This is a genomic window from Limnohabitans sp. Rim11 (genome assembly GCF_001269365.1).
Lineage (GTDB): Bacteria > Pseudomonadota > Gammaproteobacteria > Burkholderiales > Burkholderiaceae_C > Limnohabitans_A.
Genome location: NZ_CXOM01000001.1, coordinates 625,427 through 647,331 on the forward strand (window position 1 = coordinate 625,427; position 21,905 = coordinate 647,331).

The following is a 21,905-nucleotide window of genomic DNA, read 5'->3' on the forward strand; positions in this document are numbered from 1 at the left end:
ACTTGGGTTTAGGGCTTAACCGCCGCAACCGCCCAAAGTAACTTTGACTTCTTTTTTGGCAAACAAAGCCTTGCCGTCAGCCATGATGGCCACAGCGTAAACGTCTGAAGATTGGCCCATTTTGGCGCGTGTAGAGAAGTTGGCTTCTACGGCATCGCTGACATGGAACATGGCAACCAATGCGGAAGGGTTCTTTTCAACCAAAACCAACATGTGCTTGACGCCTGGCAATGTTGTACTGGCGCCCAAAGGCACGACAGCACCGTTTTCAGCGATGTCTGGACCAGAGATGGTGACATCTTTGCTTTCAGTGATGTTGCCACCACCGTAAGCTTTGACTGCATCTTGAACAGACTTGGCATCGAAGCCAACTTTGTTGAAGGCTGCATGCGCAAATTGAGGGAAGCCAGCAGAAGCTAGCAAACCTGCAACCACCATGCTCTGTTTGAGTGTCTCGCGACGTGTTTGCATCTGAATTCTCCTTGTGAATAAGTTGATGCTATTGAAATGGTTGCCAAAGTCAACTCTGGAAAACCAGAATTTCATTAGCATGCCTGATTATTTTGGTGCGCCGTTTGCAATCCAAGTTGCAATTGTTTTGGCATCACCATCGCTCAAGTTTTGTGCCGGCATGGGGATGGGTCCCCAAACGCCCGCGCCACCTGCCTTGATTTTTCCTGCCAAATAATCAACTTTGCCAGGATACTTTTTGGCAATCTCATTGAAGCCAGGGCCGACAATTTTCTTGTCAATGCCGTGGCAGGCTGTGCAAGTGTATTTGCCCAGCATGGCGATCACAGCTTTGTTGTCTGACTTGGCGTCGACAGCTTTGCCTGCAGCAGGTGCGGTAGCTGGCGGAGCAGCGGCAGGTGCTGTAGCGCCTGAATTTGTGGCCGCGCTTTCTGGTTTGGTTGTGTCCGCGCCTTTTTGCTGTCCGACCAAACGATTTTGCTCGCTCAAATTGCCGTGTGCATTGCGTGCAAAGTCTGGCAAGAAAGAGGCGACTTTGGCTTCAGGCGCACAGTCTTTCATACACACCACATTTTGTGTGTCTGGCTTGGCAACACCGCCAAACTCCTTGCCTGGCCACATGGCATGAGCTGTGGTCATGCCATTGCGGTTTGGCATGCGGTTTTGTACCTCGGCAATATTTTTGTCAGACAACACATAGTTGTCAGGCACGATACCTGCCAAATTCAGCAAGAAACCCGTGACAGCGTACACCTCTTCGGTGGTCAATGTTTTGGGGTTGGTCCAAGGCATAGCACGGTTGATGTAGTCCCACAAGGTGGATACCGTTGCAACCTTCATGATGGTAGTACGACCGGGGTAGTCGGTACGAGTCAGGTTTGCCACTCGTCCATTTTTGATGTCTTCTGCAGTTGTGCCACCGATCAATGGGCTGAACACTTCATTGGATTCACCAAAAATGCCGTGGCAATGGGCGCATTTGGCTTCCCAAACATCCTGTCCTTTGGCCACAGAACCAGAACCCACTGGCAAGCCTTTGAAATCAGGGCGAACATCGATATCCCAGGCTGCAACTTCTTTTGGCGTCGCATCGCGGCCGACACCAGGGTACTTGGTACTTTGAGCCAACACGGTTGCGCTTGAGAAGAGCGCAGCGAGGATCAAAACTGTATTACGAAACTTGAACATTTTTCACCTCGCCATTTTCTTGAACCAACCATGACTGAATGGCATTGTTGTGATAGATGGAGCGTGTGCCACGGACATCACGCAGTTGTTTGTAAGTTGGTTGCACATAGCCTGTGTCGTCTTGTGCGCGGCTTTGGATAATGGCAGGCTTGCCATCCCAAACCCAATCTAAGTTGAAGCGAGTCAAGGCTTTGGACAAAACGGGGGTTTCAAGCCTTGCTTGGCGCCAGTTTCGGCCGCCATCTGTAGACACATCTACGCGTTTGATCTTGCCCTTGCCAGACCAAGCCAAGCCCGTGATGTTGTAGAAACCTTTGTCAAGCATCACCTGACCGCCAGAGGGTGTGGTGACCACGCTCTTGCACTCTTGAATGTTGGTGTATTGGCGGTGCAGACCACTGGGTTGCAAGTCAATGTAGTGAATGGCTTCGTCTTTGGCAGCATAGGGCTTGTCACCCACTTCGACGCGACGCAGGTATTTGACCCAACTGACGCCTTGAATACCGGGCACCACTAAACGCAGGGGGTAACCGTTTTCAGGACGAAGCATTTCGCCGTTTTGACCATAGGCCACCAAAACTTCACCTGATGTAATCAGGCTCATGGGAATGGTGCGGGTCATGGAAGAACCGTCGCCACCTTCAGCCAAGACAAACTTGCCGTTTTTCAAGTCGGCACCAGCCAACTCAAGCAAGGTAATCAGGGGAACGCCAGTGAATTCACTGCAAGACAACATGCCGTGTGTGTATTGCACAGTTGGTACGGCCACATTGCCCCAATCAACAGCTGTGTTGGCGCCGCACTCGATGAAGTGAAAGCGTGACACAGAAGGCAAACGCATGATCTCGTCCATGGTGAAAACCTTTGGGTTTTTAACCATGCCATTGATCATGAAGCGGTGTTTGGAGGGATCAATATCCCACCAGCCTTGGTGGTGGCGTTCGAAGTGCAAGCCACTGGGCGTGACGATGCCAAACAAAGATTGAAGAGGTGCAAATGAAACCGAAGCTTGAGTGGTTTGTGTCAAACCTGGGCTTTGACGCCTTTGCAAATTGGATTCAAATTTGGAAGGTTTGCCATAACCTTCAGTTGCTACGCCTTGACCGAGGCCAGTAGCGTGTTCTGGCAAATTCAAGATATTGGGATCGCCACCTTCTTTCGGAAGGGGATTGCCTTGCGCAAAGGCAGCCGGTGCTGAAACCGCTGCAACACCTGCAGCAGTTGCGGTTGAGGCAGCTGCAAAGGCGCTGCGAATAAAGTCACGACGACCTTGTTTGCCCTCTGCAAAGACAGTTTTGACGCCCTCTGGGCTTATGAAATTTTCAGGCGCTTTGATAATGCGTCCTGAAGCATTTATTTGATCTTTCACCATTGCTCCTTGTTTTACGCTTTTTGACGGACTTTAAATTAGTTATTGCTTATATAGTAAGCCCATTTTCTGGGACTCAACTGAATGCAAAATTACAAAGTAAACGAATAATTATGTCAAAGTCAATTGACAGCCAATTGACTTATGTCAATTGGCTGTCAGGAGATGCCATCAATAGCGGTGGCTCAGCATGAGTTGCCAATTGTTTTGGCTGTGAGAGATAGAAGCCATGGGTGAAGCTACTGTCACTTTGCTTGCATGTGACAGCGCAAAATCTAGTTGAGTTTGCTTGCTGATTTGATAACCAACACCCAAAGTCATGTGGTCTTCTATGATGGCAGGGAACAAGGGGTTCACCCATTGATTGGGAATGGGGTTGCTTGCCATATTAATGCCGCCACGAACAGTCAGTTGGTCATTCATGCGGTACGCAGCGCCCAAAGAAACCACGGTTTGGTCTTCCCAGTGTTGAGGCATGGCAAAACTAACGCTGCCGCCCATACCGGCGCTGGTGTAGCTCATGGAGAACTGACGCATCACTTTGGACCATTCAATGCGTTTGATGTCTGCAGCCCATGTCAGGGATGGTGATGCTTGCATGGCCATGCCAACCGTCAGAGTTGCAGGCATTTGAAAGTCCAGCACTTTAATCTGCCCCATGTCTGCAAAACCGCCAGGGGCACTTAAACTGGCACCTGTGGTCGATGTCTTCATGTCACCTTGTGATGTTTTGAAGTGGTAACTGGCACCCAAGGTCATCTCAGGCGTGGCCTGGTAGGTTAAGCCCAATTTGCCAGTCCAACCAGTGGCTTTGGCAGCGCCGCTGTAATCACTGGTGTTGGAGAAGTCGATTCGAGCCCATGGTGCTTGTGCCAGTTGTGGCAATGCCATACCCAAGTTGCCAGACGGCATGCCATTGACCATGGCACCTAGTTGAGCACCTGTAGCGGCCATCTTCATGTCCAAGTTAGACCAAGCATAGTCCAGCGTGGCGCCCACATTCAATTTGTCATTGACTTGCATGGCAACTGGAAATAACACACGACCCACGCTCAATTCTGAACGCACATCTGAACCTGAGCCCATGGCCAGAGAGGTGTTGGCAGCATATTCAGTGCCCATGCCACCTTGACCAAACATGCCGACGCCCCACGTTGTATTGCCAGTTTTACGAACCCAGCCCACAGCTGGCATTACATAGGAGGTTCCACCTGACTTGGCGCTAGGAAAACCTGGCACAGTCGTGGACACCTTGGGGCCTAAAACACCCACTGCCAAATCCAAGCGTGTACCTTCTGGTCCCATTTGCAAGGTGGCAGGGTTGTTCATCATGGCGGCTGTGCCATTGTCAAAGGCGGCAGCTGCACCACCCATGGCCATGGCGACGGGGCCATAGCCCTCAAGAACCATGCCATTGGTGGCCCAGGCTGAAGTGCCCGCCATTAAGAGAGAAGCAGCAATAGCGGTTGTTTGTTTTTTAAATTGAATGCGCATGTTGTTTCCTTGAATTAAATTTCACCTTTGGAGGCGCGCTCCATCATTTCCCAGAGGGTGTCTCGCACGGCTCTGGCTTCTTCTTTTAAGGGGGATGGCAATTTGCGGCCCATCTTGACCATCATGTCCATGTTCAGGGTGTAAAGCCAAAGACCGTCTTCTTTTTCGACCACGGTGATGCGGCAGGGCAGATATGCTGCCATGTGGGGGCTAAAGTCCACCATTCTGCGTGCTGTAGTGGGTGTACAGAAGGAGTAAACGGTCAAGAGTTTTTGCTTTTGGCCGGTACGCGCTTCGAGTTCCTTTGACAAAGGCAAGGTCCCCACGTCTTTCATATTGCGCTCTGTGGCAACTTGCTTCAGGATTTGTTCGATGTCATTGGCTGTCACGCCTTTGGCAACTTTGCGCTCCCAAGTGGTTGCTACCGCAATGTCGCCATTGCCTTCGATCCAACGATCCCACATGCGACTGGCTTCAGCGCCAGCGCCATCTTCTAATTTGGAAAGGGTGCCAATGGTGCTGCAGCCAGACAATGTAAAAACAGCTGTCAAAAGGCCAATCCATGTGGCTTGTTTTAATCCGAATCGCATAATTTCTCCTTAGTTACACACAATGCTGTCAAGATTTGTGTGCATACCCAAATCTCCAGTTCAATAGAGATTGTCAACTCATTGTGACAATTGCGGTATCGGAGAATACCCTAGGGGGTAGGGTAAGATGGACGTCAGGAACTGTTATTTGAACTTGTAATGGTCACGGTTTAAGACTGCTGCAACAGCGGTGACTTCTTCGGGGAAAAAGCCTAGGTTGAGTTCGGTATTGCATTGCTCAACCATGCCTCTTAAAAAGCCTGGGGTGTTGATACGACCCTGTGGCTTATACATGGCACTGCCATTGCCTCCAACTCTTTGTTGATGACAGGCATCGCATTTGTTTTGAGCAATTAATTGAGCGCCGAGTTTCAAGTCGGCGTCTTTGAACAAAGCAGGCTGGGCCAAAGCGTTTTGATTGAACATTGCAAAAAACAATGCACCTCCAGCAATGAAGGATTTGCAAAGTGTATTCATGGCTTTAATCCACCTGTTTGAAGAAGAGATTATTTGGCGCCAGCCAAAATCCAAGTTGCCAGTGTCGTTGCGTCGGCATCGCTCAGTGCTGCCTGAGCGGGCATGGGAACAGGGCCCCACTTGCCAGAACCACCAGCTTTGATGCTTTTAGCCAAAGTAGCGGCAGCATCTTTTTGTCCTGCGTATTTCTTTGCAACTTCTTGATAGGCTGGGCCCACCAATTTTTTGTCGACGGCATGGCAGGCCATGCAGGCGTTCTTTTTGGCCAAATCACTGTTGGCCATTGCGGACATAGAAGCCAAAAAGGCGGTGATTAAAGTTGCTTTAAGCGCTGTGTTGAAAGTCATTTTTTCCCTCATGAGTTGAATATATAACCAAGCGCTAATTTAACTGAAGTCAAGACTTTTGGGATAAAGTTGTAATGATTGATGCCTAAGTATTTACCCGATGGCGTGGTCGACTTTTAGTTTACAAATTTCCCCTTAAGCCCGCAAAATTTTGCGGGCTGCCGAAATTCTCTCGTCAAGGTAGGCACCGTAAAAATCAGGCAAATAACCGCCTTCCATTCTCTCGGCCACTTCTTTGCCTTTGGGACCAAAGAAAAGAAGGGTTGGCGCAATGCTGACACGCCAAGCTTTGACCATTTGGTCGTGGGTTTGAGATTGTCCTGCAAAATTCTTCAACAGCGACTCGCTTCGCATGTCAACTTGCACGATGGGCATGCCTTGTTTTTGCATGGGTCCCAGGTAGCTGTCACGCGCCACTCTGCAAAACGGACAACCTTCCAAACTGACCATCACAATCAGTGGTTCTTTGGTTTTGAGCGCCGTCTCCAACTCTTCATTTAATGACTTCGAAGAAGGCAGTTTGGCTGACGCTGCAGTGACGTTGAGAGCTAGACTGCCTAGGCTTAAAGCGCTCAATGACCCCCAATTTTGTAAAAACTGACGTCTTTTTATACCTATGGGGGTAAATTCATCTAGCGATGACATGATGTTTCTGCTTGTTAAGAGGCGACAATTGAAGGCTGTTTCATTTTTGTCCAAGTAAAGGCTTTGCAGCCTGAAGCTTGAGTCAAGTTTTATATCAGCGTTAAGTGAATTATTGGGGAAGTTTGTGAATCTCGCAAGTCTGCTTGAAACTTATGGTGACCACTGGATCTTGGCGATAGGTGGTGGACTGATCGGATTGTTATTTGGCTTTACTGCTCAGCGCTCAAAATTCTGTGCTCGCGCCGCAGTCATTGAGGGCTCCGATGGTGTCTGGGGACCTCGATTTGCAGGGTGGTTACTGGCATTTGCGTCTGCCATTTTGATGGTTCAAGCATTCACGGCAACTGGGTTTCTCAAAACAGAAAGCGCGCGCCATCTCGGCGCCCAAGGCAGTATCTCTGGCGCTATTTTGGGTGGATTAATGTTTGGCATCGGCATGATCATGACACGGGGCTGTGCCAGCCGATTGATCATTTTGTCTGCCAATGGAAATTTGAGAGCTTGGATTTCTGGTTTGGTGTTTGCTGTCACCGTTCAAGCCAGTATCTCTGGATCATTGGCGCCTCTTCGAAAGCAGATGGCAGGCTGGTGGCTGGTTGACGGGGGACCGGATAGGAATTTATTGATCTTGACGTCTTCTTCAGCTTGGATGGGTTGGCTCATTGGTTTTGTGTTCTTGGTGTTGGCACTTTGGCGATTTAAAAACAATGCCTCAAGTTCAGTCCCAAGCAAGCTGGGCAGTGTGCTGGTTGGTGCAGCCATCGCGCTGGGTTGGTGCTTTACTCAGTGGGTTGCCAATGCATCCTTTGAGCCCATCGCAGTTCAAAGCTTAACGTTCAGCGGTCCTTCTGCTGAATGGTTAACTCGCGTGCTGTACACCGAAACAGCACCCAAATTTGGATTTGATGCAGGGCTGTTACCCAGTGTATTTGTGGGCTCTTTGTTGGCCGGCCTCATTTTTGGTGAATTCAAATTTGAAGGCTTTCAAACTGAAAACAAATTAGGTCACTACCTGAGTGGGGCGCTACTGATGGGATTTGGTGCTGTGTTGGCTGGCGGTTGTACTGTAGGTGCTGGCATGACTGGCGGCGTTATTTTTTCAAACACTGCTTGGCTCACTTTGATTTCAATTGCTATCGGTGCTGCCTTTACCTACAAATTCTTAAAGTCAATTGGTGCTCCCACCTGAGAAACTCGCGCCAGTTCCCATTCATTGACTTAGGTCAAGTCTTTCAAATGCCAGATTGCTACAGTACAGGCTCATTAGATCAATGCCAAAAGTGAGTCGAGTTTGAACCAATTGATGTCAGTCGTGCTTGAAATGTATGGAGAAGGTGCTGTCTTGGCAGCCGGTGGCGGTTTGATTGGATTGCTCTTCGGCTTCTTCGCTCAACGCTCTAAATTTTGTTTGAGAGCTGCGGTCATTGACTTTTGGCACGGGCACTTTAAGGGCAAACTTTCAATTTGGTTGCTTGCATTTTCTGCGGCCGTGATCGGTACGCAGGCCCTTTCGTTGTGGGGCGGTCTTGATAGCAGCAGTGCTCGTCAAATTGCGGCCAAAGGCAGCTTGTCTGGCGCATTGCTGGGTGGCTTGTTATTTGGCGTCGGCATGATCATGACCCGAGGCTGCGCAAGCCGCTTGTTAGTGCTATCTGCCAATGGCAATTTGCGTGCGCTTTTATCGGGGCTTATTTTCGCCGTCGTCGCTCAATCTAGTTTGAATGGCGCACTCATGCCCGCACGATTGGCAATCAGTGAAATTTATACGGTTGAAGGCGGGCCAAGCCGTAACCTATTGGCGTGGGTTGGCATGGGCCATGAGGCAGGTTTGGCATTGGGCGGCATTTGGTTTTTGATCGCCATTTATTTTGCCAGTAGAAGTTCGGGTAAGACCCTGGGCGTTTGGATTGGGGCTGTTGGTACGGGCCTCAGCGTGGCCGCCGCATGGGGTTTTTCGCAGTGGGTTGCCAAAAACTCATTTGAGCCCATACAAATTCAAGGCTTAACTTTCAGTGGCCCTTCTGCGGAGTGGTTGATGCGTGTGTTGCAAACGCCCGCACCCAAAATTGGTTTCGAATTTGGACTGATGCCAGGTGTCTTTTTGGGATCTCTTGCGGGTGCCTTGTTTGGCCGAGAATTCAAGCTGGAGGGCTTCAAAGACGGTTACAGCATGCGACGCTACATTGGCGGCGCCATTTTGATGGGCTTTGGCTCGATGTTGGCTGGGGGATGCGCTATCGGTGCAGGCGTTACAGGCGGTGCAATTTTTGCATTGACCGCATGGCTGACCTTGGTGGGGATGTGGCTGGGAGCAGGGCTAACGGACAGGTGGCTCGATTCACCGGCCACCCATCGCTTGCCTTAAAGTTTATTTACCACTCAAATATTCGGCAACAGCGGCCATTTCAAGTGGCGTCATTTTGCTCACAATGGCATGCATGACGGCATTGTCATTGTTGCGCTCTCGCGTGTTAAATTGCTTTAACTGTGTTTCTGTATAGATGGCGTACTGGCTCGCCAACCTTGGCAGAGAAACAGTACCTTTGGCTTCTGCACCATGACAGCTTGCGCAAGCGGGAAGCCCGCTGAACTTGTTGCCATTGTGAAATATGTACTGTCCGACTGAAGCCAAACCTTTGTCTTTGGGCGCTTCTACTGGAACCTTTTGGCTCTCATAAAAACGACCCACAGCCGCCATGTCTTCAGGACTTAACTTGGCCACCATGTCGGCCATAGCCGTGCTTTTTCGTTTGCCCGACTTGAAGTTGTCAAGCTGTTTGGCAATGTATTCAGCGTGCTGGCCCGCCAACCGAGGGAACATTTCGCTAGAAGACTCTCCTTCCGCACCATGGCACAAGAAGCAGGAGCCAGAAACAATTTTCTTAGCCCTTGCTTCATCTGCTTGTGCCAAGGCTGAACCGCAAAGCAAAGCCCAACCCACTGACAGTAAAAGTTGAGTGAATTTCAATTTTTGTGTCATGACTTTGATTAGGCGAGTGTGTCCGCCCAGATGTTGCGAGCCCAAGCCATGGCGTAACGGCCTTCGAGTTCGTTGGCCGCAGCAGATACGCCGCCAGAGCCAGGCACTGTCAACATGGTCTTTTTGTCGGCGTCATAGGCGTGAACGCTTGCCACGTGCACCACATCTTCTGAACTGACAAAGCTGTAGCAGGTGTTGTTGTAAATGGGCAATTTGTTGGGCTCTTTACCAGTCAACAATGCCACAACAGCGGCCGCACACGTTTTGCCGTGTTGGTTGGCCATGTGTCCCGATTTAGGCATGGCGGGGGCAATTTGAATGGAGTCGCCCAAAACGTGAACGTTCTTGGCGGCTTTAGATTCAAATGTCAAGAAATCAACTTCGCACCAGCGTTTGTTGGCCGTTGCCAATCCTGATTTGACTGCGATGTCGCCAGCACGCATAGGTGGAATGACATTCAGCACATTGGCTTTAACGTCACTGTTGAATTCAAATTTGAGGGTGTTGGTGGCAGCATCGACATCGGACAAGCCGTGCTTTCCACGGTACTCAACGATGCCTTTATAGCGCTCAGCCCATGCCTTCTTGAACAAGGGGCCTTTGGAGGTCACGTCATCGTTGGCATCCAAGATGAGTACTTTGCTCTTTGGCTTTGCTTTACTGAAATATTCGGCAACTTGGCAAGCGCGCTCGTACGGGCCGGGAGGGCAGCGGTAGGGCGCCAAAGGAATGGCCAACGCATAGACGCCGCCATCGGGCATGGCTTCGAGTTGCTTTCGCAATGCAACCGTTTGTGCGCCTGCTTTCCAAGCATGCAAAACTTTGTCTTGTGCACCTGGTTTTTGCAAACCTGGCAAGTTTTCCATCATGAAGTCAACGCCGGGTGACAGGATCAATCGGTCGTAAGGCACTTCGCCGCCGCTGGCCAATTTGACGACTCGTTTGTCGGGGTCAACTTGGGTGACGTAATCTTTGATTAGATTGACGCCATGACGCTTTACGAGGTTGTCGTAAGACGTGGTGATGTCGGCCATTGTTTTGCTGCCGCCGATGACCAAATTGGAAATGGGGCAAGAAATGAAGCTAGCGTTGGGCTCAATCAACGTGACTTGGATGCCATAGTCAGACCACATCCGCACGTACTTGGCAGCTGTAGCACCACCATAGCCACCACCGACCACCACAACTTTGGGGCCATTAGCGCCGCCAATGCTGGCGCAACCTGATGTGAGTCCCAATGCGCCTAATGCAGAAGCTGTTGAAGCGGTTTGAATAAATTGACGACGTTTCATGACAACTCCTTATTTTTTCTGTGCTGCAAAATAACCCGCGATGGCCTTAATTTGGTCATCGCTGTACCCTTTTGCCAACTGATGCATGATGGTGGCAGGCTTGCGGCCAGCTTTGAAATCAAGCATTTTTTTGATCATGTCGTCTTTGTTAGCGCCAGCCAAAGACTCGCTGCCTGATTCGGCACGGCCATTGGTGCCATGACAATTTGAGCAGCTTGCTGCCCAGCCTCTAACTTGCAATGGGTCGGGGGTTGTTTGGGCGTTTACGCTGGAAACTGCGCAAAACAAGGCTGCAATTAAGAAGGGTATTTTTGTCATCTTTTGTCTCAACTTTTAAATGTAAATGGGGCTGAAAAAGATCAGGGCTTCAGGTAAACATATCCAGATTTGGCTTGCAGCAGCGTTACTTCGGATACCCCGGAAGGCACCACAGATGCTTCCATGACCAATTTATCTTTAGAAATTTTGCGTGTGGTCAGGGTGTTGTTGCAGACTTTGAATTCAACGCCTTTAGAGGCCAAATCGCCAATACTGCCGGCAAAACTTTCACCAATGGCATTGGTGGCGCCATCTAGCAAGAAGTCAATGCCTGGGCCATGCGTGACCACCGTGATTTTGGCAGTGGGGTCTGCCGCCAAATGATTGCGAATGTTGCCCATGGCTCTGTAGGCTTGCGCAACACCTTCATTGATGTGATAGACAACTTTGACTTGAGAGAAAGCACTGGTGCCGCAAAGTAAAGTGAGACCCAAAAGAGCAGCGCGCAAAGTAGATGAGAGTTTCATATTAGTGAGTCCTTATTTACGATGATCTTAAACCCGTATAGGAGCCTTTTTTCACAGTAATAACCCCATCTCAAACTGACGCGATACTTTCATTTTCAACCTGGGAGCAAACAGCGCGGCACAAGTCTACAAAGCTTGGATTGGCAATTTGATAATAAATTTGGACACCCTCGCGTCGCTTGGACAAAATGCCGGCCTGATACAAAGTACTGAGGTGCTGCGACATGTTGGACTGAGTCGTGTTGACATCTGTCAGCAGCTCTGAAACGTTTTTTTCGCCAGCGCACAAGCAACTCATGATACGCAGTCGCATGGGCGCCGACATGATGCGAAATATCTCGGCAGCCTTTTGAAAGGTTGCGTCATCTTTGCTCAAAGTTTCAAACTTTAACGGCGGCTGGCCCTTTGTTGATTTGCGAGTTGATGTCATGCGTTGAAATATAGCTTGAAATAGCGCTGGTTGACAATCTAACTCAATCGATAGGCTACAGGTGAGATTTCACCCATTTTGCAAGGTCAGGGGCCGATCTTGCTCCAGATATTCTGGCTATTTCTTGGCCGCCTTTAAAGATGGCGATGGTTGGAATGCTGCGAATGTTGTGACGCTGACCTGCATCCTGGTGTGCTTCAGTATCTACTTTGACCAAGCGTGCAAATGGCTCCAACATGGCGCAAGCCTTTTCATATTCGGGTGCCATCATGCGACAGGGCCCGCACCATGGGGCCCAGAAATCAACCACAACAGGTATGTCGCTTTTTGCGATTTGTGCATTTAGTCCGGCTGTCGATAAGGCAGAAGGATGTTTGTCGAAAAGCGCTTTGTGGCAATGCCCACACGACAGTTCTGCCTCCAATTTGTCAGAGTCGACGCGGTTGGTGCTGTTGCAATGTGGGCAAACGAGGTGAGTTTTCATGGTTTTGTGAAATGATTGTTTGGTATTTTAGTTATGGCTTAGATGCGCATTTTTCAAGACATGACTGCCTAAAAGTCTTTATTTCATTGACATAAATTAAATAACCACCACACTTATATATTAGTATTGGCTCATATTATTTTTGTGGGCTGCCGATTTTCAAGAAAGCTTAGAAGGCGATTGAATGTATAGAAAAAAGCCTCAGTTGAATTGACTCAAGTCATGGACGCAAAGGGTCTCAACTTGAAAGGTCATTGACGGCCGTTTTAATCGGTGCACAATGAAATGCTGAATTGATCAAGGAGAATTTTGATGTTGAAAAATGTTGGCGGTGTAGACCGCATTTTGCGAATTGTGGTGGGTGTTGTCTTGCTTGCTTTGGCAGCATCAGGACAGGTTGGTGCTTGGGGTTGGGTGGGCGTCGTATTGTTGGCGACTGGCCTGTTTAGCTTTTGCGGTGCCTACACCTTGTTTGGCTTTAATACTTGTCCAATGCCCAAAGATCAGAAGCCGCAAGAATGAAGTTCAAATCTATTTTTTTCAGTAGTTTGTTAGTAGCGTTGTCTGCGTGCTCGTCGGGAAATGAAGCCGACAAAGTATCGCTGCAGCAAGCCAGGGATGAGCACGAAGCAGGTCGGGTCTTGCTCATTGACATCCGCGAAACTCGAGAGCATCAGACCGGTGTTGCACAAGGTGCTGTGTTATTGCCCATGAGTCAGTTATCACAAAAGCAAACGCTCATTCCTAAAAATCCAGATCAGCCCGTCTTGCTAATATGCAATACCCAAAATCGCTCAAAAGCCAGCCTCGAAAAACTCAAGGCGCAAGGCTATCAAAACATCCGCTATGTTGAAGGCGGCATGAGTGAATGGGCTTCCAAGGGTTGGCCCATGGTTGCACCCACTCAGTCACAGTGAATTGATTTTTTGATCAGGTGCTTCGCAGTGGGAGCGCTGCACCAAATTGACGAGCCAAATGCGCTTCACCATTTTCCAAAATGAAGTACCTGAACGCTTCTGCAGCAGGTGACAGCATTTTGGATTGCGTGTGCACCACATTCCACGCGCGAACAACGGGTGAGCCATCGACGGGAAGAATTTCAATGAGCCCTTGGGACAGTTCTTGACCAATGGTATGAAGCGAAATAAATCCCAAGCCCAAACCTGCCATCACAGCCTGCTTGATCATCTCGTTGCTTTTCAATTGCATGTTCAGACGCGGTTCAACCTTGGCATCGGCCATGAATTTTTCCATGGCAACACGGGTACCAGATCCTACCTCTCGCACAATGAAATCATACAAGCGCAAATCCTCAGGTGTCAGTTGCGCTTGTTTAGTTAGCGCATGACCTGGTGCCGCGATAAAAACATGCGGATGCGCTGCAAATGGCTCTGCACGCGTTTGTAACTCTTTCGGTGGTCTTCCCATGACTGCAATGTCAACTTCGTTGTTTTGCAACATTTGAACCAATTGATCACGGTTACCAAGGGCTAGCTTTAATTCAACGCCTGGATGCTTTTTGCGAAACTCCGCCAACATTTTCATCATGAAATATTTGGCGGTACTGACCAAGCCAATTGTCAGTACCCCGGCTTCAGCCCTTTGCAATCGGGCAGCAGCGTCTTCCGCGTCTTTCAAGGTCGACAGAATTTTGCGGGCGTAAACCAACATGTACTCACCTGTCGTCGTCAAACTGACTTGCTTCCCTCGCCGCTCAAAAAGGGGCGCGCCAACATGTCCCTCAAGTTCTTTGATTTGCATGGTGACAGCGGGCGGCGTCAGGTGCAGGTTCTCTGCCGCTCGGATGAAGCTCAAATGCCGTGCGACTTCGTTGAAAACCTTCAGTTGTCGAAATGTTGCATTTTTCATTCAGCAATTACTTAATCGGTAAGTTATAAATATTGAATTTACCTTATCTTATAAGCTCAATACAGTCCTGTCATTCTTTCATCGCAACTATTTTTTGGAGAGTGACATGGACCAATCTGCACGCTACGCCGACCTCAGTCTTAAAGAGTCTGATTTGATCGCTGGGGGTCGACATATTTTGGTGGCCTACAAAATGAAGCCCAAAACAGGTTACGGTTATTTGGAGGCCGCAGCACACTTTGCCGCGGAGTCTTCGACCGGCACCAACGTAGAAGTTTCAACAACAGATGACTTTACCAAAGGACTGGATGCTTTGGTTTATTACATCGATGAAGCGACAGAAGACATGCGCATTGCGTATCCAATCGATTTATTCGATCGCAATGTGACCGATGGCCGAATGATGATGGTTTCTTTCTTAACCTTGGTCATTGGCAATAACCAAGGCATGGGCGATATCCAACATGCCAAGATTCACGACTTTTACATGCCTGAGCGCGCGATACAGTTGTTTGATGGCCCGAGCAAAGATATTTCTGATATGTGGCGTGTATTGGGCCGTCCGCTGAAAGACGGTGGTTACATTGCAGGCACCATCATCAAACCAAAATTGGGCCTGCGCCCCGAGCCGTTTGCAAAGGCTGCCTACCAGTTCTGGTTAGGGGGAGACTTCATTAAGAACGATGAGCCGCAAGGCAACCAAGTTTTCGCGCCCATGAAGAAAACCATTCCTTTGGTGGTGGATGCCATGAAACGTGCCATGGATGAAACTGGCCAAGCCAAGTTGTTTTCAGCCAACATCACGGCCGATGACCACTATGAAATGTTGGCGCGTGCCGACTTTATTTTGGAAGCTTTTGGTCCGGATGCTGACAAAGTGGCTTTTCTGGTCGATGGTTTTGTGGGCGGCCCAGGCATGATTACCACAGCGCGTCGCCAGTATCCAAGTCAGTATTTGCACTACCACCGCGCGGGACACGGCATGATCACCAGCCCTAGCGCCAAGCGTGGCTACACCGCATTTGTTTTGGCCAAAATTTCGCGTCTGCAAGGTGCCTCTGGTATCCACGTCGGAACGATGGGTTACGGCAAAATGGAAGGCGAAAATGATGACCGCTTGATTGCTTACATGATTGAACGCGACGAGTGCCAAGGACCTGTTTATTTCCAAAAATGGTATGGCATGAAGCCAACGACGCCCATTATTTCTGGCGGCATGAATGCCTTGCGTTTGCCTGGCTTCTTCAAAAATTTGGGACATGGCAACGTGATCAATACATCAGGCGGTGGCTCTTATGGTCACATCGACAGCCCAGCAGCAGGTGCCATCTCTTTGCGGCAGTCGTATGAGTGCTGGAAATCAGGTGCCGATCCTATTGAGTTCGCCAAAGAACACAAAGAGTTTGCGCGTGCATTTGCCTCATTCCCCGGTGATGCAGACAAACTGTTCCCAGGATGGCGTGACAAATTGTCTGCACACAAGTAATTGAAAGTCCTTCGTTACAACTAAGTGTGAAAGTGCAAACATGACTTGGATGGTCGTTGATGAACCCCTCTACCTGCCCTTGGGCGATGAGGTGGCGTTGTACGAAGCTGCTTATGCAGCGCGCTTGCCTGTGATGGTCAAGGGCCCGACCGGCTGTGGCAAATCTCGTTTTATAGAGCACATGGCTTGGCGGCTTAAAAAGCCCTTCATCACAGTGGCTTGCAATGAGGACATGACCGCTTCAGATTTGGTGGGTCGCTTTTTGTTGGACCAGCAAGGGACACGATGGGTAGATGGTCCTCTGACGCAAGCTGCTCGCATGGGCGCCATTTGCTATCTAGATGAGGTGGTCGAGGCAAGGCAAGACACGACCGTGGTGATTCACGCATTGACGGACCATCGCCGCAGTTTGCCGATTGACAAGAAAGCTGAGCTTGTTCAAGCGCATCCCGACTTTCAGCTGGTGATTTCATACAACCCTGGCTATCAAAGTGTCATGAAGGATTTGAAACAATCCACCAAACAACGATTTGTAGCTTTTGATTTTGACTACCCAGAGGCACACAAAGAAGCTCAAATCTTGGTTGCAGAAACAGGTGTGACGCAAGCCATTGCAGATGTCTTGGTGCGCATAGCAACATCGGCGCGTGCCCTTAAAGGGCATGGTTTAACGGAAGGTGTATCGACACGTTTATTGGTCTATACCGCCATTCTGATTCAGCAGGGGGTTTCACCTGCTGCGGCTTGTCGAATGGCCTTGGTTCGCCCCATCACCGATGATGTCGACATTCGTCAAAGCCTCGACCATGTCATCGACGCATGCTGGGCTTGATCTAAGCGCTGAGGCTTCAAGCCCTTGGGCCGATGAGCCGCAGGTTCAAGCCGGTTGGGCTTTGCTCGACTGTTCCTTGCCAGCTGTTAGGCCCATCTTTGAGGCCACTGCGCACGAAGCCATTCGCCGTTTAACACCCGAAACACTGCTGGCCTATTGGTCTGCTGGCCACACGCTTGGGCGCCTAGGGCGGGGCGCTGAGCCATTGATCGCATGGTTGACTTATTGGCCTGAAGTGGTGGAAGCCATCGGCGATGAACACGCGCAAGTTTGTCTAGAAAAAACCATGGCGCTTTTGATGCGAATGCACAAGTCGCCTAACAGCAAAGCCATGGCGCCTTTGCTTTTCTCTTTGGGGCCGACAGCACATTGCCTCGGCAGCTTTTCGTTGTTAAAAGCTTATCTCCATTCTGTGTCGAATTTCATGGATGCGACTACGGGCTCGATTCATGGACGTCAAGCCAGTTTGGCCAGTCCGAGCCTGATTGACATGTTGGCACAAACACCCAGCTTGTTGCAAAAGCTGTCTTTGGAAGGTTGGCAGGCATGGTTAGACTTTGGCCAGCGTGCTTATGCGAATCATCCGCCGCAACAAGTTGAGTATTTTTCACTTCGCAGCACAGACAGCTTGGCTGTCATTCAGCGCGAGAGACATGGCTTGCTGATGCGGGATGCAGAACGCATCTTGTCTTTGAGCTTGAAAGCATTGTGGAACACCCAAGCACATTTTGAACCGCTCCCAACAGCACAGATTGATGTAGCTTTGGGTTTGCAAGAAAAATCCGTCTTACCGTGCATTCAAATTGATCGTCATTCGTCAGAGGCAGATGACATTGTGACGATGGGTTTGCCAGATGTTTTAGACGATTTATCGGGTGTCAGCGCAATCAATCGCTACTTATTGATGACGATGCACATGGCAGCGCACAAGCGCTGGTCAACACCTTGTATTGCTGACAACTGGAGCCCCTCTCAGCGAGTGGCTGTTGAATGGTTTGAAGACACGCGCATAGATTTAAAACTCATGACGCTCTGGCCAGGTCTGCGGCAAAGCATGATGGCCTTGTATCCTCCCGTGAAAGAGGGTGAATGCAATGAAGCGACGCATGCCTGTTTGCTTCACCGCTTGAGTATTTTCAGTCGGTCTGTGCTCGATCCCTCGATCGAGTTGCAAGATGTGGGACTTTCTGACTGGCGCAGTCGATTCATCGATTTACTCAATGACCCCGCTGTGAACACGGAGCGTGTTGCGCAGTTGGCCTTGCAGTTTGTGGCAAAAACAAGGCGGCCTACTGATTCTCAAGCTGAGGTGTATTTCACCCATACGCAAGTCGACTGGCGAGATGACAATCGCCATTTGTGGCGATTTATAGAAGAGGGCGATGAAGAGGACACATCGCCTAGCAGAAGCGCAACGACCGAGGAAGAATTGAAGAGCCTGCCCCCTCAACTTTATCCTGAATGGGACGAAGCAGCAGGCAATGAACGACCCGATTGGGTCAGGGTCTATGAATTTTTACATCCATCGGGTCAGGCTTCAGACATTGATCAATTGCTTTTGAAGCATGATGCACTGTCAAAAAAATTAAAGCGTGTCATAGATCAACTCAAACCGCAAGGTCGAACACGAACCAGACATTTAGAGTTTGGCAGTGAACTGGATCTTGATTTGGCCATTGCAGCTCAGATTGATATCAAAGCTGGGTTGATCCCCAGTCAACGCATTGAGCAGCACTTTAAGCACATTGAGCGAGACCTCAGCGTGCAATTGGTGATGGACCTGTCGGCCTCCCTGAACGAAGAAGCGCCCGGAACAAGGCAAACTGTTTTGCAAATAAGTCAAGAAGCCGTGTCAATTTTGGCATGGGCATTGTCTGAACTAGGCGACTCTTTGGCCATTGGCGGATTTCACTCCAACACAAGGCATGATGTTCGCTACATGCACATCAAAGGATTTGAAGAAAGCTGGGCCGAAGAGACCAAAGCTCGATTGGCGGCCATTCAGCCTGCCTATTCGACGCGCATGGGCGCTGCCATTCGGCATGCCTCACGTCCTTTAATGTCTCGGAAAAGTGCCAAAAAAATGTTGTTGGTGTTGACAGACGGAGAGCCCTCGGATGTCGATGTGAGCGACCCGCAATATCTCACTCACGATGCACGCCAAATCGTTAAAGAGTTGCAAGCACAAGGGGTGTTTGTTTGGTGCATTCAACTTCACCCTGACTTTGAATCCAGTGTGCGTACCATCTTTGGTGATCATTGCACCTTGGTTGATCAAATTCAAAAGCTGCCAGAAATTTTGGCCAACTTATTCATTCGACTGACGCGTTGAGTATTTAAATGTTTAACGTCTTTAGTTAGAACTGCGAGTACGTTGTGCTCTCATTTCAATAGGAATTATTTTTATTGCATAAATCTTCAATTTGCGACGAACATCTTTCCTTTCCACTCATCTTCTGACTTTATCCAAGTCAATGATTTGCTTAAGAAATTTAGCTAATTAAGTAATTCCTTAATTAACTTTTCGCTAATATTGAATTTACCTGTGTGTCATACCTTTTTAAAGTTGCATCTTCCAATTTTTAAAGGTTAACCCCTATGCTCAAAGCTCTGATTTTTGATGTCGATGGCACCCTTGCTGACACAGAAATGGCTCATTTGGCTGCGTTTAACCATGCCTTTTCTGAAATGGGATTTGACTGGCGCTGGGACGTTCCTTTGTACAGAAGCTTGTTGTCGGTTTCGGGTGGAAAAGAACGAATCAAGGCCTATTGGCTCACACAATCCCCCGAAATAAGCGACATCAGTGGTTCAGGCATCCAAGAAACGATTGATCGATTGCACGCGCTGAAAACTGCGGCATATGAGCAGGCAGTGCAAGATGGCTTGGTGGCCATGCGACCAGGTGTTTTGGCGCTGCTGTCTGCAGCCAAAGACGCTGATCTTCAATTGGCCATCGCCACAACCACATCGCCTGTGAACATTGCGGCCTTATTGCGGCAAGCGATTGGACTCGATTGGAGAATGAATTTTGGCGTGATTGAAGATGCATCAACAGCCCCAAGAAAAAAACCCGATCCGATGGTCTACGCGCAAACATTGTCTCGTTTGGGATTACGGTCGCATAGATGCCTTGCGTTTGAAGATTCAGAAAATGGCTTGAAGGCTGCAATGGCGACAGGTTTGCACACCATCATTACCCCAAACGATTTCACATCACATCACAACTTTGAGGGGGCCTTGAAAGTATTGCCCAATTTGTCAGGTGTCGGCATTGCACAACTGCGTGAATGGCATCAATCAGTCACAAAGGACATCGCATGAAAACTGTCAATATCGCGCCTTCTATTTTGTCCGCAGATTTCTCGCGATTAGGCGAGGAGGTGCGTGCCATTGAATCTGCTGGCGCTGATTGGGTGCACTTTGATGTGATGGACAACCACTATGTGCCAAATTTGACCATCGGTCCTTTGGTTTGCGAAGCCATTCGTCCGCATGTGCAAATTCCAATTGATGTTCATTTGATGGTGGAGCCCGTTGATGCGTTGGTCCCTTTGTTTGCAAAAGCGGGGGCCAACATCATTACTTTTCACCCCGAAGCTTCTAAGCACGTCGATCGGACTTTGCAAATGATTCGCGATCATGGCTGCAAAGCGGGATTGGTGTTCAATCCAGCGACACCTTTGGAGTGGATGGATCACGTCATGGAACGTCTAGATGTAGTCTTGTTGATGAGCGTCAATCCAGGGTTTGGAGGGCAAAAATTCATTCCTTCGACCTTGCCCAAACTGCGTGCAGCAACAGCACGCATTGATGCGCATGTCCGTGACGGCGGGCAGTCGATCATTCTTGAAGTGGACGGCGGTGTGAAAACAGACAATATTTCTGCAATCGTTGCGGCAGGCGCAGACACCTGTGTCGCCGGAAGTGCCGTATTCGGCGCGCCTGATCCAGATGGTGGCTACCGAAATGTGATGCAGGCATTGAAGCACGCAGCTTTCGCCTGAAGCAGCGCACTAGATTTAATTCATTGAAAGCACAAAAACCATTATGTCCTTGAGCCCTCGTACCACCCCCACGCTGACACAGTATTTGATTGAAGAGCGGCGACGTTTTCCAGATGCCAGTGGCGATTTCAACGCTTTGATTTTAGATGTTGCCATGGCTTGCAAAGCCATTGCCAAATCGGTTGCTTATGGTGCTCTGGCTGACATGTACGGCAATCATGCTGCTGACCAAGGCGGTAGCGTCAATGTTCAAGGTGAAACGCAAAAGAAATTGGATGTTGTCAGCAATGAACTCTTCATTCGCATGAATGAATGGGGTGGTCATTTGGCAGGCATGGCCTCAGAAGAGATGGAGGCGCCTTACGACATACCTGCGAATCATCCTAAGGGAAAATACCTTTTGGTATTCGACCCCTTGGATGGCTCTAGCAACATTGATGTCAATGTTTCAGTCGGTAGCATTTTCAGTGTTTTGCGCGCACCTTCAGACACCGTCGAAGGACGCGCTTTAACCGATGCTGATTTCTTCCAGCCAGGTGTCCAACAAGTGGCTGCTGGCTATGCTTTGTATGGTCCTACCACCATGTTGGTGCTAAGTGTAGGCAATGGTGTTGCTGGCTTTACCTTGGACCCTGTGATGGGTGAGTTCATGCTGACCCACCCTGAGTTGAAGGTGCCAGAAAATACACAAGAGTTCGCCATCAATGCCTCCAACAGCCGCTTTTGGGAAGCGCCTGTGAAACGCTATGTTGATGAATGCATGGCGGGGAAAACAGGCCCAAGAGGCAAAGACTTCAACATGCGTTGGATTGCCTCTATGGTGGCAGAGGCCCACCGAATTTTAATGCGAGGTGGCGTCTTCATGTATCCGCGTGATACCAAAGATCCAAGCAAGCCTGGTCGCCTTCGCCTGTTGTACGAGGCCAATCCTGTAGGTTTCATCATGGAGCAAGCGGGCGGCAGGGCCAGCACGGGACGCGTTCCCATGCTGACTGTTCAGCCTACAAATTTGCACCAAAGAATTGGTTTTGTGTTTGGGTCAAAAAACGAAGTGGAGCGTATTGAGCGCTATCACGCCGAACCCGTTAATTTAGATACAAACACGCCATTATTTGTTGAAAGAAGTCTATTTAGAGATTGAGACATAGCAGTCAATCAC

At 49.3% G+C, this 21,905-nt stretch carries 25 protein-coding genes; 10 read left to right on the forward strand and 15 right to left on the reverse strand.

Translation table 11 applies throughout. From position 1 onward, the window contains the following. Positions 1-15 precede the first annotated feature (15 nt). The 8 genes from soxY to AMM03_RS03090 all read right to left on the reverse strand — a co-directional run bounded on the left by soxY (position 16) and on the right by AMM03_RS03090 (position 6,581). Positions 16-471: a thiosulfate oxidation carrier protein SoxY gene (gene soxY / locus AMM03_RS03055; protein ID WP_090128964.1), complete on the reverse strand. Its 456-nt coding sequence runs from the start codon at positions 469-471 to the stop codon at positions 16-18. Between the two features lie 87 nt (positions 472-558). After that, on the reverse strand, positions 559-1,659 hold the full coding sequence (locus tag AMM03_RS03060; RefSeq protein WP_090128965.1) for a c-type cytochrome: 1,101 nt from the start codon (positions 1,657-1,659) through the stop codon (positions 559-561). Further along, entirely contained in the window at positions 1,643-3,031 is a 1,389-nt protein-coding gene (soxC, locus tag AMM03_RS03065; RefSeq protein ID WP_090128966.1) for a sulfite dehydrogenase, read from the reverse strand. The genes AMM03_RS03060 and soxC overlap by 17 nt, the downstream gene beginning before the upstream one ends. Before the next feature lie 168 nt (positions 3,032-3,199). Then, a complete protein-coding gene (locus AMM03_RS03070; RefSeq protein ID WP_090128967.1) occupies positions 3,200-4,522 on the reverse strand; it encodes an OmpP1/FadL family transporter in 1,323 nt (440 codons plus the stop codon). A 14-nt stretch (positions 4,523-4,536) separates the two neighbouring features. Further along, a complete protein-coding gene (locus AMM03_RS03075) occupies positions 4,537-5,112 on the reverse strand; it encodes a DUF302 domain-containing protein (RefSeq protein WP_090128968.1) in 576 nt (191 codons plus the stop codon). A gap of 144 nt (positions 5,113-5,256) precedes the next feature. After that, positions 5,257-5,589 carry a hypothetical protein gene (locus AMM03_RS03080; protein ID WP_228764535.1) on the reverse strand — a complete coding sequence of 111 codons (333 nt, stop codon included), beginning with the start codon at positions 5,587-5,589 and terminating at the stop codon, positions 5,257-5,259. 29 nt (positions 5,590-5,618) lie between these two features. Beyond that, positions 5,619-5,882: a c-type cytochrome gene (locus AMM03_RS03085; RefSeq protein ID WP_090129318.1), complete on the reverse strand. Its 264-nt coding sequence runs from the start codon at positions 5,880-5,882 to the stop codon at positions 5,619-5,621. A 189-nt stretch (positions 5,883-6,071) separates the two neighbouring features. After that, positions 6,072-6,581, reverse strand: a complete 510-nt coding sequence (locus tag AMM03_RS03090; RefSeq protein ID WP_228764536.1) for a thioredoxin domain-containing protein — start codon at positions 6,579-6,581, stop codon at positions 6,072-6,074. Positions 6,582-6,705: 124 nt separating this feature from the next. On the opposite strand from AMM03_RS03090, the gene AMM03_RS03095 reads away from it, so the two are divergent. Next, the gene (locus AMM03_RS03095; RefSeq protein WP_228764537.1) at positions 6,706-7,770 is read left to right on the forward strand and encodes a YeeE/YedE family protein; all 1,065 of its coding nucleotides are present in this window, start codon (positions 6,706-6,708) and stop codon (positions 7,768-7,770) included. Between the two features lie 114 nt (positions 7,771-7,884). Next, positions 7,885-8,946 carry a YeeE/YedE family protein gene (locus tag AMM03_RS03100; protein ID WP_228764538.1) on the forward strand — a complete coding sequence of 354 codons (1,062 nt, stop codon included), beginning with the start codon at positions 7,885-7,887 and terminating at the stop codon, positions 8,944-8,946. A 3-nt stretch (positions 8,947-8,949) separates the two neighbouring features. Here the strand turns inward: AMM03_RS03100 and AMM03_RS03105 are convergent, their stop codons facing one another. The 6 genes from AMM03_RS03105 to trxC form a co-directional block, all read right to left on the reverse strand. Further along, positions 8,950-9,561 (reverse strand): c-type cytochrome, encoded by a 612-nt coding sequence (locus AMM03_RS03105; protein WP_228764539.1) that lies wholly within the window; start codon positions 9,559-9,561, stop codon positions 8,950-8,952. An 8-nt stretch (positions 9,562-9,569) separates the two neighbouring features. Further along, positions 9,570-10,853, reverse strand: coding sequence for an NAD(P)/FAD-dependent oxidoreductase (locus tag AMM03_RS03110; protein WP_090128971.1), 1,284 nt, complete (start codon positions 10,851-10,853; stop codon positions 9,570-9,572). Between the two features lie 9 nt (positions 10,854-10,862). Beyond that, positions 10,863-11,171, reverse strand: a complete 309-nt coding sequence (locus tag AMM03_RS03115) for a c-type cytochrome (RefSeq protein ID WP_090128972.1) — start codon at positions 11,169-11,171, stop codon at positions 10,863-10,865. 41 nt (positions 11,172-11,212) lie between these two features. Next, the gene (locus tag AMM03_RS03120; protein ID WP_090128973.1) at positions 11,213-11,638 is read right to left on the reverse strand and encodes a DsrE family protein; all 426 of its coding nucleotides are present in this window, start codon (positions 11,636-11,638) and stop codon (positions 11,213-11,215) included. Positions 11,639-11,708: 70 nt separating this feature from the next. After that, the gene (locus tag AMM03_RS03125) at positions 11,709-12,068 is read right to left on the reverse strand and encodes an ArsR/SmtB family transcription factor (RefSeq protein WP_090128974.1); all 360 of its coding nucleotides are present in this window, start codon (positions 12,066-12,068) and stop codon (positions 11,709-11,711) included. A 55-nt stretch (positions 12,069-12,123) separates the two neighbouring features. Further along, positions 12,124-12,552 (reverse strand): thioredoxin TrxC, encoded by a 429-nt coding sequence (gene trxC / locus AMM03_RS03130; RefSeq protein WP_090128975.1) that lies wholly within the window; start codon positions 12,550-12,552, stop codon positions 12,124-12,126. 312 nt (positions 12,553-12,864) lie between these two features. Here trxC and AMM03_RS03135 point away from each other — a divergent pair, with 312 nt between their 5' ends. Together AMM03_RS03135 and AMM03_RS03140 are read left to right on the forward strand one after the other, a co-directional pair. Further along, positions 12,865-13,074, forward strand: coding sequence for a YgaP family membrane protein (locus tag AMM03_RS03135; protein ID WP_090128976.1), 210 nt, complete (start codon positions 12,865-12,867; stop codon positions 13,072-13,074). Further along, positions 13,071-13,469, forward strand: a complete 399-nt coding sequence (locus AMM03_RS03140; RefSeq protein WP_090128977.1) for a rhodanese-like domain-containing protein — start codon at positions 13,071-13,073, stop codon at positions 13,467-13,469. The genes AMM03_RS03135 and AMM03_RS03140 overlap by 4 nt, the downstream gene beginning before the upstream one ends. Positions 13,470-13,482: 13 nt before the next feature. Here the strand turns inward: AMM03_RS03140 and AMM03_RS03145 are convergent, their stop codons facing one another. Further along, on the reverse strand, positions 13,483-14,421 hold the full coding sequence (locus AMM03_RS03145; RefSeq protein WP_090128978.1) for a LysR family transcriptional regulator: 939 nt from the start codon (positions 14,419-14,421) through the stop codon (positions 13,483-13,485). A gap of 106 nt (positions 14,422-14,527) precedes the next feature. Here AMM03_RS03145 and AMM03_RS03150 point away from each other — a divergent pair, with 106 nt between their 5' ends. The 6 genes from AMM03_RS03150 to AMM03_RS03175 all read left to right on the forward strand — a co-directional run bounded on the left by AMM03_RS03150 (position 14,528) and on the right by AMM03_RS03175 (position 21,887). Next, positions 14,528-15,907, forward strand: a complete 1,380-nt coding sequence (locus AMM03_RS03150; RefSeq protein WP_090128979.1) for a ribulose-bisphosphate carboxylase — start codon at positions 14,528-14,530, stop codon at positions 15,905-15,907. A 40-nt stretch (positions 15,908-15,947) separates the two neighbouring features. Beyond that, positions 15,948-16,739 (forward strand): CbbQ/NirQ/NorQ/GpvN family protein, encoded by a 792-nt coding sequence (locus AMM03_RS03155; RefSeq protein ID WP_090128980.1) that lies wholly within the window; start codon positions 15,948-15,950, stop codon positions 16,737-16,739. Continuing rightward, complete coding sequence (locus AMM03_RS03160; protein WP_194942736.1) at positions 16,714-19,071, forward strand: nitric oxide reductase activation protein NorD; 2,358 nt, start codon at positions 16,714-16,716, stop codon at positions 19,069-19,071. Before AMM03_RS03155 ends, AMM03_RS03160 begins: the two co-directional genes overlap by 26 nt. Before the next feature lie 266 nt (positions 19,072-19,337). Beyond that, a complete protein-coding gene (locus AMM03_RS03165) occupies positions 19,338-20,063 on the forward strand; it encodes an HAD-IA family hydrolase (protein ID WP_090128982.1) in 726 nt (241 codons plus the stop codon). Further along, complete coding sequence (rpe, locus tag AMM03_RS03170) at positions 20,060-20,746, forward strand: ribulose-phosphate 3-epimerase (RefSeq protein ID WP_090128983.1); 687 nt, start codon at positions 20,060-20,062, stop codon at positions 20,744-20,746. Before AMM03_RS03165 ends, rpe begins: the two co-directional genes overlap by 4 nt. A gap of 43 nt (positions 20,747-20,789) precedes the next feature. Next, positions 20,790-21,887, forward strand: a complete 1,098-nt coding sequence (locus tag AMM03_RS03175) for a class 1 fructose-bisphosphatase (protein ID WP_090128984.1) — start codon at positions 20,790-20,792, stop codon at positions 21,885-21,887. Positions 21,888-21,905 lie beyond the last annotated feature (18 nt).